Annotated in this window: 16 protein-coding genes and 1 other annotated feature; all 16 genes read right to left on the bottom strand. The window is 51.6% G+C overall.

Going from position 1 to position 20718, the window contains the following annotated elements; translation table 11 throughout:
- Nucleotides 1-7 precede the first annotated feature (7 nt).
- Entirely contained in the window at nucleotides 8-697 is a 690-nt protein-coding gene (gene radC / locus ACFQ0N_RS18835) for a RadC family protein (RefSeq protein ID WP_379328942.1), read from the bottom strand.
- A 47-nt stretch (nucleotides 698-744) separates the two neighbouring features.
- Nucleotides 745-1374 carry a Maf family protein gene (locus ACFQ0N_RS18830; RefSeq protein ID WP_379328940.1) on the bottom strand — a complete coding sequence of 210 codons (630 nt, stop codon included), beginning with the start codon at nucleotides 1372-1374 and terminating at the stop codon, nucleotides 745-747.
- A gap of 44 nt (nucleotides 1375-1418) precedes the next feature.
- Nucleotides 1419-1661: a DUF4321 domain-containing protein gene (locus tag ACFQ0N_RS18825; protein ID WP_379328938.1), complete on the bottom strand. Its 243-nt coding sequence runs from the start codon at nucleotides 1659-1661 to the stop codon at nucleotides 1419-1421.
- Between the two features lie 60 nt (nucleotides 1662-1721).
- A complete protein-coding gene (locus ACFQ0N_RS18820) occupies nucleotides 1722-3023 on the bottom strand; it encodes an SPOR domain-containing protein (protein ID WP_379328936.1) in 1302 nt (433 codons plus the stop codon).
- A gap of 222 nt (nucleotides 3024-3245) precedes the next feature.
- The gene (gene murC / locus ACFQ0N_RS18815) at nucleotides 3246-4646 is read right to left on the bottom strand and encodes a UDP-N-acetylmuramate--L-alanine ligase (protein WP_379328934.1); all 1401 of its coding nucleotides are present in this window, start codon (nucleotides 4644-4646) and stop codon (nucleotides 3246-3248) included.
- A 7-nt stretch (nucleotides 4647-4653) separates the two neighbouring features.
- Nucleotides 4654-6021 carry a bifunctional folylpolyglutamate synthase/dihydrofolate synthase gene (locus ACFQ0N_RS18810; RefSeq protein ID WP_379328932.1) on the bottom strand — a complete coding sequence of 456 codons (1368 nt, stop codon included), beginning with the start codon at nucleotides 6019-6021 and terminating at the stop codon, nucleotides 4654-4656.
- A gap of 49 nt (nucleotides 6022-6070) precedes the next feature.
- Nucleotides 6071-8731, bottom strand: coding sequence for a valine--tRNA ligase (locus ACFQ0N_RS18805; RefSeq protein ID WP_379328930.1), 2661 nt, complete (start codon nucleotides 8729-8731; stop codon nucleotides 6071-6073).
- A gap of 662 nt (nucleotides 8732-9393) precedes the next feature.
- Nucleotides 9394-9626, bottom strand: a binding site (T-box leader).
- 172 nt (nucleotides 9627-9798) lie between these two features.
- The gene (locus tag ACFQ0N_RS18800; RefSeq protein WP_379328927.1) at nucleotides 9799-11685 is read right to left on the bottom strand and encodes a LysM peptidoglycan-binding domain-containing protein; all 1887 of its coding nucleotides are present in this window, start codon (nucleotides 11683-11685) and stop codon (nucleotides 9799-9801) included.
- A gap of 94 nt (nucleotides 11686-11779) precedes the next feature.
- Nucleotides 11780-12760, bottom strand: a complete 981-nt coding sequence (locus tag ACFQ0N_RS18795; RefSeq protein ID WP_379328925.1) for an RluA family pseudouridine synthase — start codon at nucleotides 12758-12760, stop codon at nucleotides 11780-11782.
- A 3-nt stretch (nucleotides 12761-12763) separates the two neighbouring features.
- Complete coding sequence (gene hemL, locus ACFQ0N_RS18790) at nucleotides 12764-14065, bottom strand: glutamate-1-semialdehyde 2,1-aminomutase (protein WP_379328923.1); 1302 nt, start codon at nucleotides 14063-14065, stop codon at nucleotides 12764-12766.
- Between the two features lie 38 nt (nucleotides 14066-14103).
- Nucleotides 14104-15099, bottom strand: a complete 996-nt coding sequence (gene hemB / locus ACFQ0N_RS18785; RefSeq protein ID WP_379328921.1) for a porphobilinogen synthase — start codon at nucleotides 15097-15099, stop codon at nucleotides 14104-14106.
- Nucleotides 15096-16691 (bottom strand): uroporphyrinogen-III C-methyltransferase, encoded by a 1596-nt coding sequence (gene cobA / locus ACFQ0N_RS18780; RefSeq protein ID WP_379328919.1) that lies wholly within the window; start codon nucleotides 16689-16691, stop codon nucleotides 15096-15098. Before cobA ends, hemB begins: the two co-directional genes overlap by 4 nt.
- Nucleotides 16692-16699: 8 nt before the next feature.
- A complete protein-coding gene (hemC, locus tag ACFQ0N_RS18775) occupies nucleotides 16700-17656 on the bottom strand; it encodes a hydroxymethylbilane synthase (protein WP_379328917.1) in 957 nt (318 codons plus the stop codon).
- Nucleotides 17653-18327 carry a precorrin-2 dehydrogenase/sirohydrochlorin ferrochelatase family protein gene (locus ACFQ0N_RS18770; protein WP_379328914.1) on the bottom strand — a complete coding sequence of 225 codons (675 nt, stop codon included), beginning with the start codon at nucleotides 18325-18327 and terminating at the stop codon, nucleotides 17653-17655. The genes hemC and ACFQ0N_RS18770 overlap by 4 nt, the downstream gene beginning before the upstream one ends.
- 20 nt (nucleotides 18328-18347) lie before the next feature.
- Nucleotides 18348-19166, bottom strand: a complete 819-nt coding sequence (locus ACFQ0N_RS18765) for a cytochrome C assembly family protein (protein WP_379328912.1) — start codon at nucleotides 19164-19166, stop codon at nucleotides 18348-18350.
- 81 nt (nucleotides 19167-19247) lie between these two features.
- On the bottom strand, nucleotides 19248-20633 hold the full coding sequence (hemA, locus tag ACFQ0N_RS18760) for a glutamyl-tRNA reductase (RefSeq protein WP_379328910.1): 1386 nt from the start codon (nucleotides 20631-20633) through the stop codon (nucleotides 19248-19250).
- Nucleotides 20634-20718: the final 85 nt, after the last annotated feature.

Genomic DNA, 20718 nt, shown 5'->3' with positions numbered 1-20718 from the left:
TATTATATTACATCAGACCCTGCTCCTTCAAACTGATAAATCGATTGTCACCGATTACCAAATGATCAAGCAGACTGATGCCGACAAGCTCGCCCGCCTCCTGCAAACGTCGAGTGAGCGCTATATCCTCCGGGCTGGGGGTAGGGTCCCCGCTAGGATGATTATGCGCGCAAATGATCGAAGCGCAGCTGCATCTGATCGCAGCGCGGAATACTTCACGAGGATGTACGAGCGAAGCGTTTAATGTTCCAACCGACAAAGTTTCTTGTGTAATGATATGATTTTTCGTATTTAAAAACAAGCAGACGAAATGCTCCCGTTTTAAATACCGCATCTCTTCCATCAATAATTGCGCTGCATCCGCAGGCCGATGGATGGCCGGAGAGCTCGCTCCCCGGCTCCTGGCAAGCCGCCGCCCCAGCTCGACTCCAGCTTTCAGCTGAACCGCCTTCGCCGGGCCAATGCCGCGGATTGCCGTCAATTCATCAATGCTCATATCTACGAGTCCCTGCAGGCTCCCGCATTTGTGCAATAGATGAGCGGCCAGTAATACAGCCGATTCCCGCTTCGTTCCCGTTCGCAACAAAATAGCCAGCAATTCCGCGTGGCTCAGCGCTTCCGCCCCGCGTGCTATCATACGTTCCCTAGGTCGATCCTCATTAGGGACATCACGCAATACATATTGACGCTCTTCCATATCTTGATCCCGCCTTTGAATTTATTACAACGGGACCGATGAATTTGCTAATAAGGCGTAATGCCGTACTCGCCAAGCATATCAGCCAAAAGCGACAGCGAAAGCCCGACGACATTGAAATAGCAACCGGCAATTTTGTCGACGTTAGTTGCACCTATCCCTTGAATCGCATAGCTACCGGCCTTATCCATCGGTTCCCCAGTTGCCACATAACGTTCAATTTGCCACTGATTCATCGGCTTCATGCTTACGCGCGTCATACGATGACGAACGATCGTATGCATGTCCGCTGTACCAATCGTGGCTACTCCGGTATAGACTTCATGCTCGCGGCCCTGCAGGGCCGTCAACATGCTTACCGCATCCGCGGCATCTGCCGGCTTGCCCAATATTTGACCATCCAGAACGACGATCGTATCGGCGCCGATAATAACGGAGTTTGAAGCGTGTTCTCCCTGGAGCTGCTCAATGGCGGCATTCGCTTTGCGTAGAGCGAGCTGTTCAACTACATACGAAGGGGACCAGTCCGCAGGCGTTTCTTCGTCCGCATTGGTAGACAAAATGAGAACCGGCAAGGAGAGGCCAAGTGAAGCGACCAGTTCCCGCCGGCGCGGAGAAGATGAAGCCAGTACGATCTGGCGAATGTTGATTGGATTGGTGTGGAAGGAATTCCCCATCCTGTCATGCACTCCTTGTGCAAGGGGTTACCGGCTGTCCCGCACTACATCCTGCGATACAGCCATATCGCCAGCACCAAGCCTGCAATGCTGAGCAAGCTTATATCGATCCGAATGGTCAGATCGTAGCTTGCGACAAGCAAATCGGCTGCTGGCGACCAATTAATCTCTTTTGTTCTCGTTAAAAAAGCGAGTCCCGGAACAGACTGCAGCCAGTAAGAGACAAGCGTGCCGGCTAACAATCCAATGAGGATGAATAGTAATAGCGTCCAAAAATTTTTCTTCATCTTCCAACGTCCCTCGCCATAATTTGACACCCTCTTTATTATACGCGCGATAGTGCTCCTTTACAATGCATCGATTGACGCAAACCAGGATTTCTGCAGCATAACCGTTTCCATAATAGCAGTTTGAATGGCCCATAAATGAGAATCGGACGCTTTCCTCTCATATTCGCCTGCAGCCACTGCCGCATTATTCAACGCTTGTGCGATTTTGCGCAGCGCAGCCTTGCCTGCTTCATCCTGCACGCCTGTCTCCATCTCCGGTAAACTGCGCGTCCATTGCTGATGCGCATCCTTCCATCCTGCCCCTGACTGCATACCTAGTCCCAGCTTCTCAAGTGTAAAGTTGTCAAGAGTCTGAATAAGGTCTTCCGTTTTTGCAAAAAAAGCTTGCACCGTCGCTGCTTCCCCATGAAACAATATTTTCGTCAAGGCAGGCACTCCTACCTCCTTGACGTACAAATCTTTATCTACCAGCTTGCCGCTTAACAATAAAGCATTCTCGCGCTGCTTCGATATGCCGGCATATACCCGGAAATCGTCGCCAGTGACCATCTCCGCAGCGGCCCAGCCCTGTCCGCGAAGCTCGGCCGTAGCTTCCTCCATCCCTTCGCGATTGCTGAATACGCCATACTGAATCATATAATATGAGGCAGCAGGCAAAGCAACATTCAACAATGGCTGCTTGCTTTCTGAGGTGGCATTTTTCGCCGCCGGCGCTGCACTTTTGCCTGATTCATTACTTGCCGTATCCGTTAAACCGCTTGCCGCCGGCAAAGCATCATTGTTCGTGGCGTCACCGTTCATAAATAGGCCGAGCAATAAATATCCGAAAAGAGCTCCGGTAGCAACCGCGCCCGCCACCGAGGCAAATACCTTATACCAGGACGGCCCGCGGGATGAGCGGTAGGAAGTGTTCACTTTAAAACCGTGAGAACGGACTTCGTACCTTGTATCATCTACACCTTCTTCAATAATGGGTCCGTTTCTCTCCCCAAAAAGATCAGCGGCCGCCTGCTCTTCTGCAAGCTCTTCTACAAGCTCTTCATCAGCCCGCTTATGTTCGTCTAGTATCGGCAGCTGCGATGCAGGATCAACAGCAGTAGCTTCTACATCGTGCGACTCCATCATTTCTGATGCGGCCCTGGCAGGAGATACAGGCTGCTCCGACTCGCGAATGAGCTTTTCCAGCGCGAATGCATCATCCTGAAACGGGCTTTTCCAAGTTCCGACATCTGAAGAAAACTTCAGTTCTTCCTGGAAAAAGGGGACGACATTAGAAGAAGCGGCGGCTGAAGGCTGCTGTTCCACGCGAGTTCCATCCTTACGGTCAAAGCGGTATGTAATGCGAGATTTAGAATTCATGTCACTCTCTCCTTGTCCACATTCTCTACTAGAATCTATGAACAATTTAAGAGAGTTAGAACTCCTTCTTTTAACTAGTATAACGACAATTGCCGATAAAAGTTTTATTCTTAAAACATTTTTATAAATTAATGCGGCCTGCTCGGCCTCGGCGGGCGTTAAAAACAAAAAAAACCGGCTCCTGCCCTGCTTTCGCCTGGGCAATTGAACCGGTCCACTGCATTAGTTTTGATTTTGCGCTGCCAATGCTTTGGCAAGGCCGTCAGCCGCTTTCCAAATATCTCCCGCCCCCATTGTAATGACAAGGTCGCCTGGAGCGATTTGCTTCATCAGCTGCTGCTGCACTTCTTCTTTAGTCGGTATATAAGCAGTGTTCGGATTACTGTTTTGCTTAATTAGCTCCACCAGCTTCTCAGAATTGACGCCTTCGATCAGCCGTTCTCCCGCCGGCGAGTAAATATCAGTAATAATCACCTCATCGGCTTCAGCGAAGGCTCTGCTGAACTGCTCGAAGAGGAAGTAGGTGCGCGTATAGCGCTGCGGCTGGAAGACGGCGATAATCCGCTTCCCGGTCGCCTTCGCCGCGCTGATCGTCGCCTGAATTTCAGTCGGATGATGGGCGTAATCATCAATGACCAGCATATCATTCACTTCGCCAAGCACCTGAAATCTGCGCTTGGCTCCACGGAAGGAAATGATAGCAGCAGCAATATCGGCAAACGGCAATCCGGCTTCCAGACATGTAACAACAGTCGCCAGCGCATTGTAAACATTATGTCTTCCCGGAACTGCCAGTTCGATTCGTCCCATCTCTTTGCCGCGGCAAATAACGTCAAACGAAAGCTTGCGGTCGCCCAGCACCAGGTTTTTCGCTTGATAATCAGCTTCATTATCAATCGCATATGTGATTAACCGATCTTTGCCTAGAGGTCCCTTGCTAAGCTTTGGCAGCAGTTCGCCGATATTTTCATCGTCTGCACATACAATAGCGCAGCCGTCCTCTTTGATTTGGCTTAAAAATTGTACATACGCCGCCTTCAGCTTCGTAAAATCGCCATCATAGTTTTCCAAATGATCGGGTTCAATATTAGTCACAATCGCTATACTTGGGTGATATTGCAAAAAGGAACCGTCGCTCTCATCCGCTTCCGCTACGACGTAATCCCCTTTGCCTGCCTTTGCATTCGTGCCAACATTTACTATTTCTCCGCCTATAATATAGGTTGGATCCGCTTTGCAAAGCTCCATAACAAGTGCAATCATGGAGGAGGTTGTCGTCTTCCCATGAGCTCCTGCTACAGCTATGCCCTTGCCGCCATTCATCAGTCTGGCCAACATTTGTGCTCGGTGCAAAATAGGAATGTTCAGATGCTCAGCAGCCTTACGCTCCACATTATCCGGAGGCAGCGCAGTCGAATAGACTACAAGATCCGCTCCTTCTACATTGCCAGCCTCATGGCCAATATAAACTTTAGCCCCTTTATCAGCTAGCTTCTCAGTTAATTCTTGTCTGGCTACATCTGAGCCTGTTACCTTATAGCCCATTTCGAGCATGACACGGGCAATCGCACTCATGCCATAACCGCCAATACCGATGAAATGAACATGTTCTGCCGTATTCAAGGACGGTTCACCAACCTTTTTCAGATTCCATATTGTTAAGCAGTTTCGACCGCACATCAGCAATTAAATAGAGTGTGCCGGTTACGACCGCCAAATCTTCTTCGCCTGTCAAATCTTGCAGACGCTGCAGCGCCTCTTTCCAATCCCGTTCAATAACGAGTTCGCACGTATTCTCATTCATCGACTGCACAAGCTCCGCTAACGAAGCTGCCGACATTGCTTTCCTAAAGTCCGGCTCGGTTATGATAAGCGTATCCGCTAGAGGTAGTATATGCCGCAATGTATCTTGATGATTCTTATTTGATAGCATCCCGATCATGACATGCAGCCGCTTGTACGAATAGGTATCTCTCAGAGCAGTTGCCAGCATCTCGGCACCTTCAGGGTTATGCGCGCCATCCAGCAATAAACGCGGTGTTCGCTGAATCATCTCCAGCCTGCCGGGCCACTGTGTCTCCTGCAAGCCGCGGCGCAGGTCTTCATCGTCTACAATAAGCGCGTAGTACTGCTGTAATACCTCCAAAGTCATAATGGCGACCGCAGCATTCGTACGCTGATGAGCCCCATTAAGCGAAATAGCAAGCCCTTCTAGAGAACGGAACGGACCTTCGAAATTAAACATCTGTTTATCTTCATTTACCTCTTGAACCTGCTCTGAAAATTGCTCTCCAAGCAAATAAAGCGCACTTTGAGTTGCACGCGCCTTGTCCTTGATTACCTGCTGGACTTCCGGCTGACTTACAGCCGAAATTACCGGAACACCCGGCTTGATAATTCCTGCTTTTTCCTTGGCTACCGCTTCGATCGTATCGCCGAGAATATCCATATGATCGTGTCCAACATTGGTAATGACCGATACGACAGGGGTAACGATATTGGTCACATCCAATCTGCCGCCGAGACCAGTCTCCCAGACGACATAATCAGGATAGCACACCTTCGCATAATATAGGATAGCCAATGCAGTAGATACTTCAAACATGGACGGCGAGCCAAGCTCAGTGCCTGCAATTTCATCCACATGCGGCTTGAGCTCATTCGCTAATTGGCACAGCGTTTCTTCAGGGATGTCTGCACCATTGTACTGAAAACGATTCGTCAGCTTCACAATATACGGTGATGTAAATGTGCCTACATCATAACCTGCGCGCAGCAAAACCGTCGTTAAATATGCGCAGACTGAGCCCTTGCCGTTCGTACCGGCAACATGAATAAATTTAAGACGGCGCTGCGGATGACCAAAAGCTTCCATCAACCGGTTAATCCGTTCCATTCCCGGACGAATGCCGAACTGAACTAATCCTTCAATCCACGCTCGTGCCTCTTCATAATTGGCAAACGACCGTTCGCCAGCTTGCTCGCGTTTATTTATCATGGAAATCGCTTCCTTCTTGTTACTGTCATTATATGAGGACAAGCTGCGCTTAATTGCGCAGCTCCGCCAGTCTTGCTTTTACTTTATCCCGCTTGTCGGCATAGTCAGCCATTTTAGCCCGCTCTTCCTCGATTACTTTCGCCGGTGCCTTAGCAACAAAGCCTTCGTTGGCCAGCTTCTTCTCAACTCGTTCAACTTCTTTGTCGAGATTAGCAATTTCCTTTTCCAGACGTGTAATTTCCTGGGCAATATCGATCAGTCCCGCTAATGGGAAGTACAGCTCAGCACCTGTAATTACAGCGGACATCGCTTTGTCCGGCGCTGCAGCGGAAAGATTGATTTCCAGCTTCGAGGTACCGCAAAAGCGGCTTACAAACTCTTCGTTGCGGCTTAAAATGGCCGCCGCCGCTTCATTTGCAGGCTTAATCAGCAGCTCGATCTTCTTGCTCATCGGCACGTTAACTTCAGCGCGCACATTGCGTACTGCGCGAATGGCATCCATCAGCAGCTCCATTTCGCTTACAGCGTCAGGCGCTTCAAGCGCTGTATCATAGACAGGCCAAGCCGCAAGCGTAATCGTTTCGCCTTCATGAGGAAGGTGCTGCCAAATTTCCTCACTAATAAACGGCATAAAAGGATGAATTAAGCGCTGCGTGCGGTCAAGAACGTAAGCAAGCACAGATTGCGTGGCTTTCTTGGCGGCCGCATTCTGGCCATATAAATTAAGCTTGGCGAATTCAATATACCAATCGCATAAGTCGTCCCAAATAAAGTTGTATAGCACACGCCCTGTCTCGCCGAATTCGTAGATATCGATCAGGCGCGTAACATCGCGAACCGTTTCATTGAGACGGTGTAAAATCCAGCGGTCTGCTGTACCAAGCTCTACACTTATATCCACATCTGCCGCTTTAACACCTTCGAGATTCATTAAAGCAAACCGCGACGCATTCCAAATTTTATTGGCAAAATTGCGGGCCTGCTCAACTTTTTCCCAACGGAAACGCAAATCTTGCCCTGGTGTAATTCCTGTAGCCAACATAAAACGCATCGCGTCTGCGCCATATTTCTCAATGACCTCAAATGGATCGACGCCGTTGCCAAGCGATTTTGACATCTTGCGTCCATGCTCGTCGCGCACGAGCCCATGCAGAAGCGTATCTTGGAATGGCATTTGATCTGTAAATTCCAAGCCGGAGAAAATCATCCGCGCAACCCAGAAAGGAATAATGTCATAACCGGTTACCAGCACGCTTGTTGGATAATAGCGCTCAAGGTCAGCCGTTTGGTCCGGCCAGCCGAGTGTCGAGAACGGCCAGAGCGCCGAGCTGAACCAGGTATCCAGCACATCCTCGTCCTGCCGGAGATTTTCACTTTGACAAGCGCTGCAGACCGTCAAATCCTCGCGGGCTACATGCATCTCTCCGCAATCCTCGCAATACCAGGCAGGTATGCGATGCCCCCACCACAATTGCCGGGAAATACACCAATCGCGAATATTTTCCATCCAGTGCAAATATGTTTTTTCAAAGCGCTCCGGCACAAAGCGTACACCTGCACCGCTGCGTTGAGCCTCCACCGATCTTTCGGCCAGCGGCTTCATCGCCACAAACCATTGCGTAGACAGGTACGGTTCGACAACAGCTCCGCTGCGCTCGCTGTGCCCTACTTGGTGAACGTGATCTTCAATTTCTACGCATACGCCTTGCGCCTGCAGATCGGCAACGATCTGCTTGCGGCACTCCGTACGGTCCATGCCCTGATACGGGCCCGCCTCAGCATTCATCACTCCGCCTTCGTCCATTACGACAATTTGCGGAAGACTATGACGCAGTCCGACTTCAAAGTCATTCGGATCATGGGCCGGTGTTATTTTTACCGCGCCTGAACCGAAGTCCTTTTCTACATACTCATCACCGATGACCGGAATTTCCCGTCCAAGTATCGGCAGCACGAGCATTTTTCCGATCAGATGCTTATAGCGCTCGTCTTCAGGATGTACGGCTACCGCTGTATCACCCAACATCGTCTCTGGACGGGTAGTCGCTACCATCAAATATCCGCTGCCATCCTTGAGCGGGTAACGCAAATGGTACAAATGACCATTCACTTCCTTATGCTCTACCTCGATATCGGATAAAGCGGTGCGCGCTGCCGGATCCCAGTTGATAATTTTTTTGCCGCGGTAAATTAGCCCTTTTTCATACAAACGTACGAATACTTCTCTGACAGCACGCGAAAGCCCTTCATCCAAAGTGAACCGTTCCCGGGAGTAATCAAGGGAAAATCCCATTTTCGCCCACTGCTGGTGGATAGCGTCCGCATAGCGCTCCTTCCATTCCCAGACCTTCTCCAGGAACTTTTCGCGCCCAAGATTATAGCGGCTTAAACCTTCCTCGCGCAGCTTTTGCTCCACCTTCGTTTGGGTAGCAATACCTGCATGGTCGCTTCCTGGCAGCCATAATGCATCATATCCCTGCATACGTTTCGTGCGGATCAAAATATCCTGCAAAGTACAATCCAGCGCATGCCCGATGTGAAGCATGCCCGTTACATTCGGAGGCGGAATAACGATTGTATACGGCTTAGCATCCGGCTTGGCGCCAGCTTGAAAATAATTGCCCTTCATCCAGTAATCGTACCATTTGGCTTCTGCCGCCTTTGGATCATATGTGGTCGGCATTGTAGTTGTCGCCTGATTGTCAGACATTGCGTTCTACCTCCAATAAATATTGCAAACCGGCTTGGGCAACCTCGTTGTCCCGCCCGTTGGCCTTTAATCAAGAAGAAACGGCCTGCGCCGTCCTTTTTCGAGCGAGCATATCCATTTCGCGGACCGTCATTCCGTTATCTGTGAACAAACATGTCAAAACGGCAGGACTGCGGACCGTGGTTCCGTTATTGGTCTCCAAACACCGCGAAAAGCGGAGAAAAAGCGTAAATAACGGATCGTGTGTCCGCAAAACCTCGAATTGTCCCTGTTTTTGGACTAAATAAGGGATCGTAAGTCCGCATCGCTCCCACTCGCCCCGAGAAAAATGGCTCACGTTGTCCCTGGGCATTCGCCAAGTTTCTTCCTCTGAAATTTTATAGAATTTATAGGGATGAAACTTAAAAATTCTATACATTGAGAAAAACTTCTATCGAAGTTCTGCGAGGATGAGCGACCGCGTTTAAAGGTAATTTTTATCGCCAATAAGAATTTGTTTTTCCGCACAGTCTGGAAACTTATAAATTCTTATGTGGCAAGAAGAAACGGCTGACGCCGTCCTTTGCGCGAGGCAAGTTTCTTCCCTTAGAAATATAAGCTGTGTATAAGGTGAAACTTATACTTTCTTATATTTTCAAAAAAATAAACCTCTCATCCTTATAGCAAAGGACGAAAGGTTTGGCTTCCGCGGTACCACCTTTGTTTCGCACAGCATTGTACTGTCTGCGCGACACTTCAAACAGATAACGGCTGTAAACCGGCTGAACGGGACAAATTGAATGTCCAATCAGCAACTCCGGGGCGACCTGTCGCAGCTTCATCCTACGGAACCTCTCAGCATATGGTTCTGCTCTCTGAAGGCATCACTGCCACTCTTCCCTTTCAACGTCTTTCTATGCAAGTATTCCCTTATAACAAATATCATACACGTTTCTAATTCAAGTCGTCAACCCGCCATGAACAAACTACACAAAAATTTGTGAAAAAACAAAATGAAAAAGCCCTCTCTCCATAGTTGCCACTATTTTGAGACGGCTCCTGTTTGTTTTGCTGGCGGAACATGTTTATTATTTCGGGATGTAGAGTACCTGTCCTACTGCGACAGTCTGATCGGCCAAGCGATTGTACAAAGCAAGCTCACGCGGTTGAAGCTGGTAACGGCCGGCAATAAGCTCAAGCGTCTCCTCGCGCTGAACGATGCAAATCCGAACCTTGGAGAAGGAATTTTCGTCAGAGGGGCGGTTCAAAAACAACGATTTCCATTCTATTTCTTCCCCGGCCACCTCTTCTATAGGTTCCGGTTTAGCTTTTGCAGCTTGTTCCTCGGCTGCGTTGCGCGCTTCCTGTTCGCGAATACTGGATTGCAGCAGCGAACGGAAGCCTACTCCGCCGGATGCGGTCTCGCTCTCGCCTGAAGAACGCTTCGTCCCAAGCGCCACGCGCATCTCCTGGCGCTCGTTGCTCACATTAGCTTCTTCAGGCTCATTCATAGCATATTGGAGCGAAGACGACTCCTGCTCTGCCGGTTCCTGTTGAGACTTTGCATCCGCAGCGAGCTCGCTTGCTTCAACCGCTTCAGCTTCTGCCTTTTCATCAGCTGTAGGCGAAGATACTGCAGCTTTCTGCTTCTTGGCAAGCTCCTCTTGCCGGTCAGCCTCCTGCTGCCTACGCTGATCCTCAGCTGCTTGACGCAGAGTCGCTTCGCGCAGTTCTGCCTCTCGCAGCTCTGCCTCACGCTGCTCTGCCTCGAGCCGCTCTGCCTCACGCTGCTCCGCCTCACGCTGCTCTGCTTCACGCAACTGAGCCTCACGCTGCTCTGCTTCACGCAGCTGAGCCTCACGCTGCTCTGCTTCACGCAGCTGGGCCTCGCGCTGCGCCGCTTCACGCAGCTCCACCTCGCGCTGCTCCGCTTCACGCAGCTCCACCTCGCGCTGCTCCGCCTCACGCAGCTCTGCCTCACGTTGCTCTGCTTCACGCTGCTCCGCTTCACGCAGCTCTGCCTCACGTTGCTCTGCTTCACGCTGCTCCGCTTCACGCAGCTGGGCCTCACGCTGCTCCGCCTCACGCTGCTGAGCCTCGCGCTGCTGAGCCTCGCGCTGCTGAGCCTCGCGCTGCTCCGCCTCACGCCGCTCTGCTTCACGCAGCTGAGCCTCGCGCTGCGCCGCTTCACGCTGCTCCGCTTCACGCAGCTGGGCCTCACGTTCGCGCTCCATCCATTCCCGGCGCGCAGCCTCCAGCTCGGCTTTTTCCCGTTCTAGCTTTGCCGCTGCCTCACGTTCACGTAAAATTGCCTCCTCCTGCTCCTGCTCCTGCTCCTGTTCCCGCTGCCGCTCGCTTTCTTGCCGCTCAATTACCTCCCGCTCATGAGAAGCCTTAAATATGCCGGCAGGCTCATCCCATCCGCTTACCTCAGCTACCCCTTCCTCCTCAATGGAGGCTACCTCCGGCAGTTCTTCGGATTTCTCAAGCTGAGCCGGCTGCTCCGGCTCCCGCGAATGCTGCTGCAGCTCCTCAGAATCCGCCTCATCCTCTCTGCGATGTACAACCGTGAACGGTTCTTCCTGCCAGCGATTTGTCTCCTGAGCCTGCTCCACTTCGATTCCGTACAGGGACAAAACGCCGGTTATGTTGATTGTCCTGGCCGACAATACGTCAGCATCAAAGTTGTCAATTTCGACTGAAATTTCATCAAGCCGACTAACCCGGTTCATCGGCAGCGTAATTTCCACCGGAATCAGGTGCTTGAGCGACTGAATATCAGCCTGCTCCGTCTGAGCCCGATAAACGCCGGTTAAAAGCAAATGCCCCTTTAAAAAAACCTGCTCTCCCAGCTCTTCAACCTGGATTTGCGGCGTCAGCTCAATTTCTTCCAACTCATCGATGCTAGCCGCCTCTTCCGGCAAATGTACCCGTTCATAAACATCAAAGCGTAAACCACCCGCTTGATTAGTCACGTTTGTCGTCCTCCCTTCCCCTTCTTACTGCTTGGTTACAGCTATCTTCCCTATTTATCTATATGGCAAGGTTCGGGCAGGCATGACTAGGAATTTACAAGCGGGACAGCTTTTCCTTTAAAATTGTAAACCATGGTGGCTCTGGCGCTATCACAGTTACAGTTTCGCCGCTTAGCGGATGTACAAACTCCAGCCTTTCTCCGCGCAGCGCTTGATGAGACAGCAAACGGCCGCTGCCGCCATAGAGCTTGTCGCCAACGAGCGGATAGCCCATATAACTCATATGCACTCTAATTTGATGTGTGCGCCCTGTTTCAAGTCGCAGCTTGACCAGCGAGGCGTCCCGATATAGCGCTTCCGTATAATAGTGTGTTACAGCCGGATCGCCTGCGGGTGTAACACGCCGACGCGAGCCGTGATGGCGGTCCTTGCCGATCGGCGCTTGAATTGTACCTTTCGGCCTTTTTAGCTTTCCTTCGACAATCGCTTCATAATATCGTTCTACCTTCTTGCTGCGCATCGCTTCATCCAATATAAGCTGCGCAAGCTCGTGCTTGGCATACAGCACCGGGCCGGCAGTATCGTCATCCAAGCGGTGGATATGCTTTACCGGCAAAGGGTCGTCTTGCAGCAGGCAATGCAATGCCGCGGCCTCGTCCAGCGTTCCTCTATGATCCGGCCCATTTGGATGTACAGGCATTCCGGCCGGTTTATTAAACACGATGCACCAATCATCCTCATAAAGCACAGCGGGCTGCTCCCCGCCGTCTTTGAAGCCTTGCTGCCTTCGCTGCTGAGCCAGTCTGTACATCGCATTTTTTGCTACATCGGCAGGCTTGAACGCATGGAGCAGGACGGTATTCTCTTCTACGCGAATCCCTCCTACCGAAAACAAGCGATTGACCCATTTATCAGGAAAGAGACGGAGAGCCAGCAGCCGCTTCCGCACCTCATGCGGATGGCTGCCGGCTCTGAGCGGCAGGTGAAGCTCGGCTGGAACATCATGATTGCAGCTGTTAAGAGATGCGATCGGCAATTCCAGCCATTCACCATTACGTTGATATGCTATTTTCATCAGCTATAGACGCCGCAGCGCCTCATCATGGGCGGCAATCGTCTGGTCGATGATAGCCTCATCATGTGCTGTAGAGACAAACATGCCTTCAAATTGTGAAGGGGCGATAGTTACACCCAGCTCCAGCATGCTGGCAAAATAAGCTTTGAACCGTTCCAAATCAGCGGTTTTGGCCGTTTCAAAATTTATCACATGCTGATCCGTAAAGAACGGGCACACCATCGAGCCTACTCGATTGATCGTGCTCGCTACGCCATGCTTTGCTGCATTCGCCTCAAAGCCGAGCTGCAGGCGAACAGACAATTGCTCCAATCGCTCATACTTCTCTTGGGTCATCAACGACAATGTTGTGTAGCCTGCTGCCATAGCCAGCGGATTGCCGGACAAGGTGCCCGCCTGATAAACAGGGCCGGTAGGCGCCATCATTTCCATAATTTCGCGTTTACCGCCATAGGCACCGACGGGGAGCCCGCCGCCGATCACTTTGCCCATACATGTCAAATCAGGTGTAATTCCATACAGCCCTTGCGCACAATGATAATGAACACGGAAGCCGGTCATAACCTCGTCAAAGATGAGCAAGCTGCCATATTCATTCGTAACGTCGCGCAGGCCTTGCAAAAAGCCTGGCAGCGGCGGCACAACCCCCATATTGCCAGCCACCGGCTCAACAATGATACAAGCAATTTGCTCGCCGTAATGTTCAAAGGCTAATTTGACAGAAGCAAGATCATTATACGGAACGGTGATCGTCTGCGAAGCGATGCTTTCCGGCACGCCGGGGCTATCCGGCAGCCCTAATGTCGCGACGCCGGAGCCGGCTTTAATGAGCAGACTGTCGGCATGCCCATGGTATGAGCCTTCGAATTTCAATATTTTGCTGCGCTGTGTATAGCCGCGCGCCAGGCGCAATGCGCTCATCGTCGCTTCTGTGCCCGAATTGACCATCCGGACGATATCGACGGACGGCACTCGCTCGCAGACCAGCTCCGCCATCATCGTCTCCAGCTCAGTCGGCGCACCGAAGCTTGTTCCTTTTTCAGCTGTCCGCTTAATCGCCTCAACAACCTCAGGATGAGCATGCCCTACGATCAGCGGTCCCCATGAGCCTACATAATCGATGTAATGATTGCCGTCGATATCGTACACGCGGCAGCCTTCCCCGCGTTCCATATATACCGGGGTCAGTCCTACCGAGCGAAAGGCCCGTACAGGGGAATTGACCCCGCCAGGTATTACAGTTTTCGCTTTGGCAAAAGCAGCTTTGGAACGCTCATCTTCTCTTCTTCCCATATTGCCGTTCATTATTGACACACCCGCTCTCTATAGTTGTCACCGATCCTCTAATTGCCTTGCAGCCAATTGGCTGCATCAATTGCATGATAAGTAATAATTAAATCAGCACCCGCACGCTTCATCCCAGTAAGCGTCTCAAGCACAATCGCCCGTTCGTCGATCCAGCCATTGGCAGCAGCCGCCTTGACCATGGAATATTCCGCACTGACATTATAGGCTGCGACCGGCAGGTCGAAGCTCTCTTTCAACAGGCGGAGCACATCCAGGTAAGCGAGCGCAGGCTTTACCATCAGCATATCCGCACCCTCGGCTACGTCCGCATCCGCTTCGCGCAGCGCCTCGCGCGCATTGGCAGGATCCATTTGATAGGTTTTGCGGTCGCCAAACTGCGGTGTGGAATGAGCGGCATCCCGGAATGGACCGTAGAAGGCGGATGCGTACTTGACGGCATAAGACATGATCGGAATCTGCTCAAAGCCGGCCTGATCGAGTCCTGTACGGATGGCATAAACAAAGCCGTCCATCATATTCGACGGTGCAATAATGTCAGCGCCTGCAGCCGCTTGCGATACGGCAGTCCGAACAAGCAGCTCAAGCGACGGGTCATTGGCAATCTCCGCAGCGCCGCTAAGCGGATTATGCTCAATTACACCGCAATGGCCGTGCGAAGTAAATTGGCAAAGGCATGTATCGGCAATAACAACCAGCTCAGGGGCCCATGCTTTGACCGCTTTGATCGCCTGCTGGACAATCCCGTCCTCCGCATAAGCGGAAGTTCCCGCTTCATCTTTATGCTCTGGGACGCCGAACAGCAGTACAGACTGGAGTCCGGCCTTAACGACGGCATCGATTTCCTCCTTGAGCCGGTCAATTGAAAAATGATGAATGCCAGGCATGGAAGGAATCTCTTCCTTAATTCCGCTGCCATGCGTTACAAAAATCGGATATATCAAGTCATGTGCAGTTAAAACAGTCTCCCGCATCATGTTTCTTAGTGCAGGTGTACGACGCAGTCTGCGCAATCTCGTTACAGGAAAATTCATGGTTTGAGCGCCTCCTCATGTTTCATCCGTTCTTTCAATCGATAAGCAGCCATAGCCTGAACTAACGATTCGATCGTCGCGTCTTCAGGCTGTATATGAACATGCAGGCCTGCGTTTCTGGCTGCCTCCGCAGTCAACGGGCCAATGCAAGCGATCGTAGCAGCACTCAGCAGCTCCAGCGGATTAGTAATTCCTGAGCGCTTAAGTACTGTTATTAAATTGTTCACCGTAGACGAGCTAGTAAAAGTAATCATATGCACTTTGCCGTCTTTTAGCAGCTCCAACGCTTCTTCATCCTGTTCCTCGGCAACGACCGTCTCATAAATGGCGGCATCAACGACCTCTGCACCTCTTGCCCGCAGCTCCTTCGGAAGCACGTCTCGACCCAATGCTCCGCGCGCCAGCAGCACCCGCTGTCCGGCTTGCAATTCGCCCGCCAAGATGTCAATCAGACCCTCAGCCTGAAACTGTGCCGGAATGCTGTCAACGATCAGCCCGCGGCTCTCCAGCGCCGCTGCGGTTGCCGGTCCTACTGCCGCAATTCGCGCTTTATAATAACGCCGAATATCGATGCCGAGCCTGCTTAGCCAGCCAAAGAAATATTCGACGCCATTGACACTCGTAAATAACAGCCAATCATAGCTTTCAGCTGCTTGCAGCGCTTCGGTCACCCGCTCAATCTGCTCGGCGGCAGCAGACTCGCGCGTTGCAATGACAGGATACTCACATGCTTCTCCGCCCAGCGTCTCGATCCGCTCGGCCAATTCGCTGCTTTGTGATCTGGCTCTTGTCACGAGCACCCTCGTACCGAACAGCGGCCTCCGTTCTGCCCAGCGCAGCTTTTCTCTTTGCACAACAACATCGCCCACGACAATAACTGCCGGCGGCTTAAAATCAGCTGCCCGCACAATCTCTTCAATTGTTGCCAGGGTGCCGACAACGGTCTCCTGCTCCACCCGCGTTCCCCAGCGGATTAACGCTACCGGGGTAGAAGGCTCTTTGCCATGCTTGATTAACTGACTGGCAATATATCCGATTTTGGCGACTCCCATCAAAAAAATAAGGGTTCCTGTGGCATTAGTTACTTTATCCCAATGTATCGAATGATCCAGCTTGTCCGGACTTTCATGGCCGGTAACGATTGAGAGCGAGGATGCCAGGTCCCGGTGTGTAACCGGAATGCCCGCATAAGCCGGCACGGAAATAGCCGATGTAATGCCTGGAACAATTTCAAACTCAATTCCATTGTCGTAGAGCAGCTCCGCTTCCTCGCCTACGCGGCCAAATATAGTCGGATCACCGCCCTTTAACCGGGTGACGGTCTTGCCCTGCAAGGCCAGATCGACCAGCAGCTGGTTAATCTCCTCCTGCCTCATCGTATGCCGGTCAGGCAGCTTGCCTACATAAATTCTTTCTGCTCCTGGCTTCAGGTTTCGCAGCAGACGCGGGCTTGCCAGCCGGTCGTAGACAACGACATCGCTAATACGCAAACATTCCAATCCGCGGACAGTAATCAGTTTCGGATCGCCTGGACCGGCTCCTACCAAATATACTGTTCCTTTCGCTCCAGCGTTATCTCGCTCTATCCCCATACGCTTCGTTATCCCCCAACTTCAGCCAGTATACGATCTGCACCTCTAGATCTAAGCGCCTCCGCAGCTTGTCTTCCAACCTGCTCGGGGTCCGTGCCTTTGCATATTTCCTTTAAAAGCTCTGCTCCATCCGGAGATCCGACGATTCCTGTCAGTGTAATGAGCGGCTCTTGCCCCCCGTTTTCCGGTGCGGAAATCGTCGCATAGGCGCCAATCGGAATTTGACAGCTGCCGTTCAGCGTACCGAGAAAGCTTCGTTCTGCACGTACGGCGAGCGAGGTCTCCGGATCGTTGTACGCGGCCAGCAACTCGCGCACCTCTTTATCATTGTCCCGGCATTCAATGCCGAGCGCCCCTTGGCCGACCGCCGGCACTGACAATTCCTCGGGCAAGTAAGCGGATATCCGGTCCTCCCAGCCCATCCGGATAAGACCGGCTGCTGCCAGCACGACTGCATCGAAGCCTTCAGTCTCCAGCTTGCTCATGCGGGTATCAATGTTGCCGCGAATCGACTCCAGCTTCAAGTCGGGACGCAGATGACTAAGCTGACATACACGGCGCAGGCTGCTTGTGCCTACCTTCGCGCCATGCGGCAGCTCGTCCAATGAGCGATAGCCTTTCGTAACTAGACAGTCCCGGGGATCAACGCGCCTCGGAACCGCCCCGTTCATCAGACCTTTCTGCGAGGCATATGGCATGTCCTTCATGCTATGTACCGCCATATCGATCTCACCATTAAGCAGCGCGTCCTCGATTTCTTTTACAAACAGTCCCTTGCCGCCTACCTTTGACAAGGTTACATTTACGATACGGTCGCCTTTTGTGACGATCTTGCGAATTTCAAACGTGTAAGGCAGTTGCCTGGCGGCGCAAATCGCCTCCAAATGTGCAATAACTTGTCCCGTCTGCGTTAGCGCCAGGGCGCTTTGCCGCGTTCCCACGATAATTTTACGCGCTTGACTCATTGATGCCCCTCCTTGTTGGCAGCCTGCTGCCGCAGCCGCTCCATCCACTCAACGATCTGTTCTTCACCTTGCTGATGCTGTTTGTCCTGCTCAGCCAGCATAGCTTCCATCTCCTGTGCAGCCAAATACAGGATTGCCTGACGCTCCTTGCGGTCCGGCACATGCCGCTTGACGCAGCGCCGCAATTGCCCAAGCCTGGATACGGCTTGCCCGGCTGCCGCGCCATATCTCTCCTCAAGCGACCTGGCAATGGCTGCTGCCAGCGCCGGGCTTGCACCGCCTGTCGTTACAGTCATAATAAGCTGATCTCTTCTTATAACAGAAGGGGTAATAAAATTACCTTGCCCGGCTTCGCTGCTTACATTGACTAGCGCCCCGGCCTTGTCAGCCTCTTGCGCAATGATGCCATTCAACAACGGATCGTCCGTTGCCGCAAATACGAGGCATGCTTGCTGCAAATCGGACGGATCATAATACCGGCGTCTCCATGTGAGAACGCCCACCTCAGCCATTGTCCGGATGGCTGCCGTACTATCGGGGCTAATTACGAGCAACCGATCAGCTCCCCCTTCCAGCAAGCCACGGATTTTTCGTTCTGCAATCTGTCCGCCGCCAATGACAACGCAGCGCTTACCGCGCAAGTTTAGCAGCAATGGGTACCAATCGGCCATCAGCTTCCCTCCTGCCGCAATTATGACCAGCTATGAAACGATGAGGCCTTGTTCATCACTAAACTTAATATTAGAATGGTAAAGCTAAACAAATTCCAGCGTGCGGTCTTCCACACAGGCACATCGATCCATCGCCGCTGCAAAAATGTGCCGATATAAAGCAGCCATGCAAGCAGGGAGGTCAGCACCTTCCAATCATACAGCAGTTCATAGCGCGCTTCCGTCAAAATCGAAGTAATGGCCACTGCCAGCGACAATGTAAGCAAAGGCGTGCCTATCAACGTGCAAAGCGACATATACCGTCCCGTCAACTCCAGACTCGGCAATCTTCTGACAGCGGCCGTCCATCGCTTGCTTTTCAGCTTGCTATGCAAAAAAAGGTACATGCCCGAGAAAATTGCTCCGATCGTAAACACGGCATAAGCGCAAATCATCAAACTGATATGAACATATAATAATTGCTTTACGATTTCCCAGCGGGCAAGCGATGCCCCTGAGCCAAGACCGAATAAATTCAAAGCGAGAACGGAAAAACCGACAACATTAACGAAAAAGACAATAAACTCGATGCTGAAAAACCGGCTGATTACGAGCGATATCGTAACAAGCAGCCATGAAAAGATAAACAAATATTCAAACAATGTGAAGGATGTCATATCCAGATGAGACAATATACGATGCACCAAAAAAACAGTTTGCATAATCCAGACGAAAATAAGGAGCCCTGTGCCGATCTGCTTCGCCCTCCGATTGCGGTCAACAAAATCAGAGAAATAAAACAGGAGGCTCAGGGCGTAAATATATAGCGTCGCATCATATAGCCAATTTTGCGTAACCATGTGTGCCTCCACACTTTACGGCGTTAATTGATTGATTCCAAATATCAGCCGCGAATAAACAAACTGCCGTTCTGCCTCGCTTTAAGGCGTAACGGCAGCAACGGCGATTTTCGCACCGGCACTTGCAGAGGACTTGCGCTTCTCCGCAACCGCGTCCGGCTCCGAAACGGCTGAACGGGTCTTGTCTTCATCTTGCCCGAGCGCTTCTTCAAGCGCAAACAATTTCACGAACAAATCCATTGCATCATCGCCATTTTTCTCTCCGGCGATTTCTTTAATGCGGATAATCGGTTCTTGCATCATCCGGTTGACGATGCTCTTCGTAAGCTTGCGGATGACCTTTTCTTCATGTTCACCAAGCTCGGGCAGCTTATTGAACAAGCTGGCCATCGTTTCCTCATGAATGACAGCCGCCTTTTCCTGCAGCGCCTTTATTAGCGGAACGACTCCCAGCGTCTTGTACCATTGACGGAAAATGTCGAGCTCGGCTGCGATGAAGGTTTCAATCTTCGCCGCTTCTGCCCGCCTTTGCTCCAGATTGCTCTCTACAATGCCTTCAAGATCGTCGATATCATACAAGAACACATTCTCTACATTGCTGATCGCCGGATCCAGGTCACGCGGCACTGCGATATCAATCATATAAAGCGGACGAGACTTGCGCCTCGCCATCGCATCAGCAACTTGCTTGCGGTTCAGCACGTAGCCGTCAGAACCGGTGGAGCTAATTAAGATGTCCGCCTCATGAAGCCTGTGAACAGCATCCTCCATCGAGCAAGGAATGCCGTTGAACCTGCCGGCCAGCTCGGCTGCCCGCTCATACGTACGGTTAACGACGATGACACGCTCAATGCCGTTGGCATTCAAATGTTTGGCTGTCAACTCGCTCATTTTGCCTGCACCTACGATCATTACTGTTTTGCCGGCAAAGTGACCGAAAATCCGCTTCCCGAGCTCCACAGCCGCGTAGCTGACAGACACCGCCGCTTCGCCGATCGATGTTTCCGAATGCGCGCGCTTGGCAAGCGTCACCGCCTGCTTGAAGACCATATTAAACATCGTGCCTGTCGTACGCTGCTGCTGGGCCAGCAAAAAGGCGTTGCGCACCTGCCCCAAGATTTGAGTCTCGCCGATCACCATCGAGTCAAGCCCGGCAGCTACACGAAACAGATGATCTATAGCCCGCTCATCCTCGTACATGTATAAATGGCTCGTAAATTGCTCTCGCGGCAAATTGAACCACTGCTCCATAAAGTTTCTTATATAATGGCCGCACAGCTGATTCCGGTCAACAACCGCATACAGCTCTGTACGGTTGCAGGTCGCTACAATTACACATTCCATAATGCTTGTCGTCTGCTGAAGCTGTCTGAGCGCTTCCGGCAATTCCCGTTCTGCAAAAGTAAATCGTTCCCGTACTTCAACCGGAGCCGTGCGGTAATTAAGTCCAACCACGACAATGTGCATGTGCGTTCACCTGCCTTCCATTCGTAATTTAATCATCATTTAGTATAGCACAGTTCGACAACATGTACCCCTGCATTTATGAAAA

Origin of the sequence: Paenibacillus sp. GCM10027626, from assembly GCF_042676285.1 — a bacterium.
Classification (GTDB): Bacteria; Bacillota; Bacilli; order Paenibacillales; family Paenibacillaceae; genus Paenibacillus_Z.
The sequence above is the reverse complement of the archived record's forward strand: the minus strand, read 5'-3'. Positions and strand labels throughout refer to the sequence as shown.

Coding starts and splice junctions, on each gene's coding strand:
- hemA (WP_379328910.1), bottom strand. CDS start 20,633: ATGCACATTGTCGTGGTTGGACTTAATTACCGCACGGCTCCGGTTGAA.
- cobA (WP_379328919.1), bottom strand. CDS start 16,691: ATGGGGATAGAGCGAGATAACGCTGGAGCGAAAGGAACAGTATATTTG.
- ACFQ0N_RS18830 (WP_379328940.1), bottom strand. CDS start 1,374: ATGGGGAATTCCTTCCACACCAATCCAATCAACATTCGCCAGATCGTA.
- ACFQ0N_RS18770 (WP_379328914.1), bottom strand. CDS start 18,327: ATGGCCGATTGGTACCCATTGCTGCTAAACTTGCGCGGTAAGCGCTGC.
- ACFQ0N_RS18805 (WP_379328930.1), bottom strand. CDS start 8,731: ATGTCTGACAATCAGGCGACAACTACAATGCCGACCACATATGATCCA.
- hemC (WP_379328917.1), bottom strand. CDS start 17,656: ATGAGTCAAGCGCGTAAAATTATCGTGGGAACGCGGCAAAGCGCCCTG.
- ACFQ0N_RS18795 (WP_379328925.1), bottom strand. CDS start 12,760: ATGAAAATAGCATATCAACGTAATGGTGAATGGCTGGAATTGCCGATC.
- radC (WP_379328942.1), bottom strand. CDS start 697: ATGGAAGAGCGTCAATATGTATTGCGTGATGTCCCTAATGAGGATCGA.
- ACFQ0N_RS18825 (WP_379328938.1), bottom strand. CDS start 1,661: ATGAAGAAAAATTTTTGGACGCTATTACTATTCATCCTCATTGGATTG.
- ACFQ0N_RS18810 (WP_379328932.1), bottom strand. CDS start 6,021: ATGATAAATAAACGCGAGCAAGCTGGCGAACGGTCGTTTGCCAATTAT.
- ACFQ0N_RS18765 (WP_379328912.1), bottom strand. CDS start 19,166: ATGGTTACGCAAAATTGGCTATATGATGCGACGCTATATATTTACGCC.
- ACFQ0N_RS18820 (WP_379328936.1), bottom strand. CDS start 3,023: ATGAATTCTAAATCTCGCATTACATACCGCTTTGACCGTAAGGATGGA.
- hemB (WP_379328921.1), bottom strand. CDS start 15,099: ATGAATTTTCCTGTAACGAGATTGCGCAGACTGCGTCGTACACCTGCA.
- hemL (WP_379328923.1), bottom strand. CDS start 14,065: ATGAACGGCAATATGGGAAGAAGAGAAGATGAGCGTTCCAAAGCTGCT.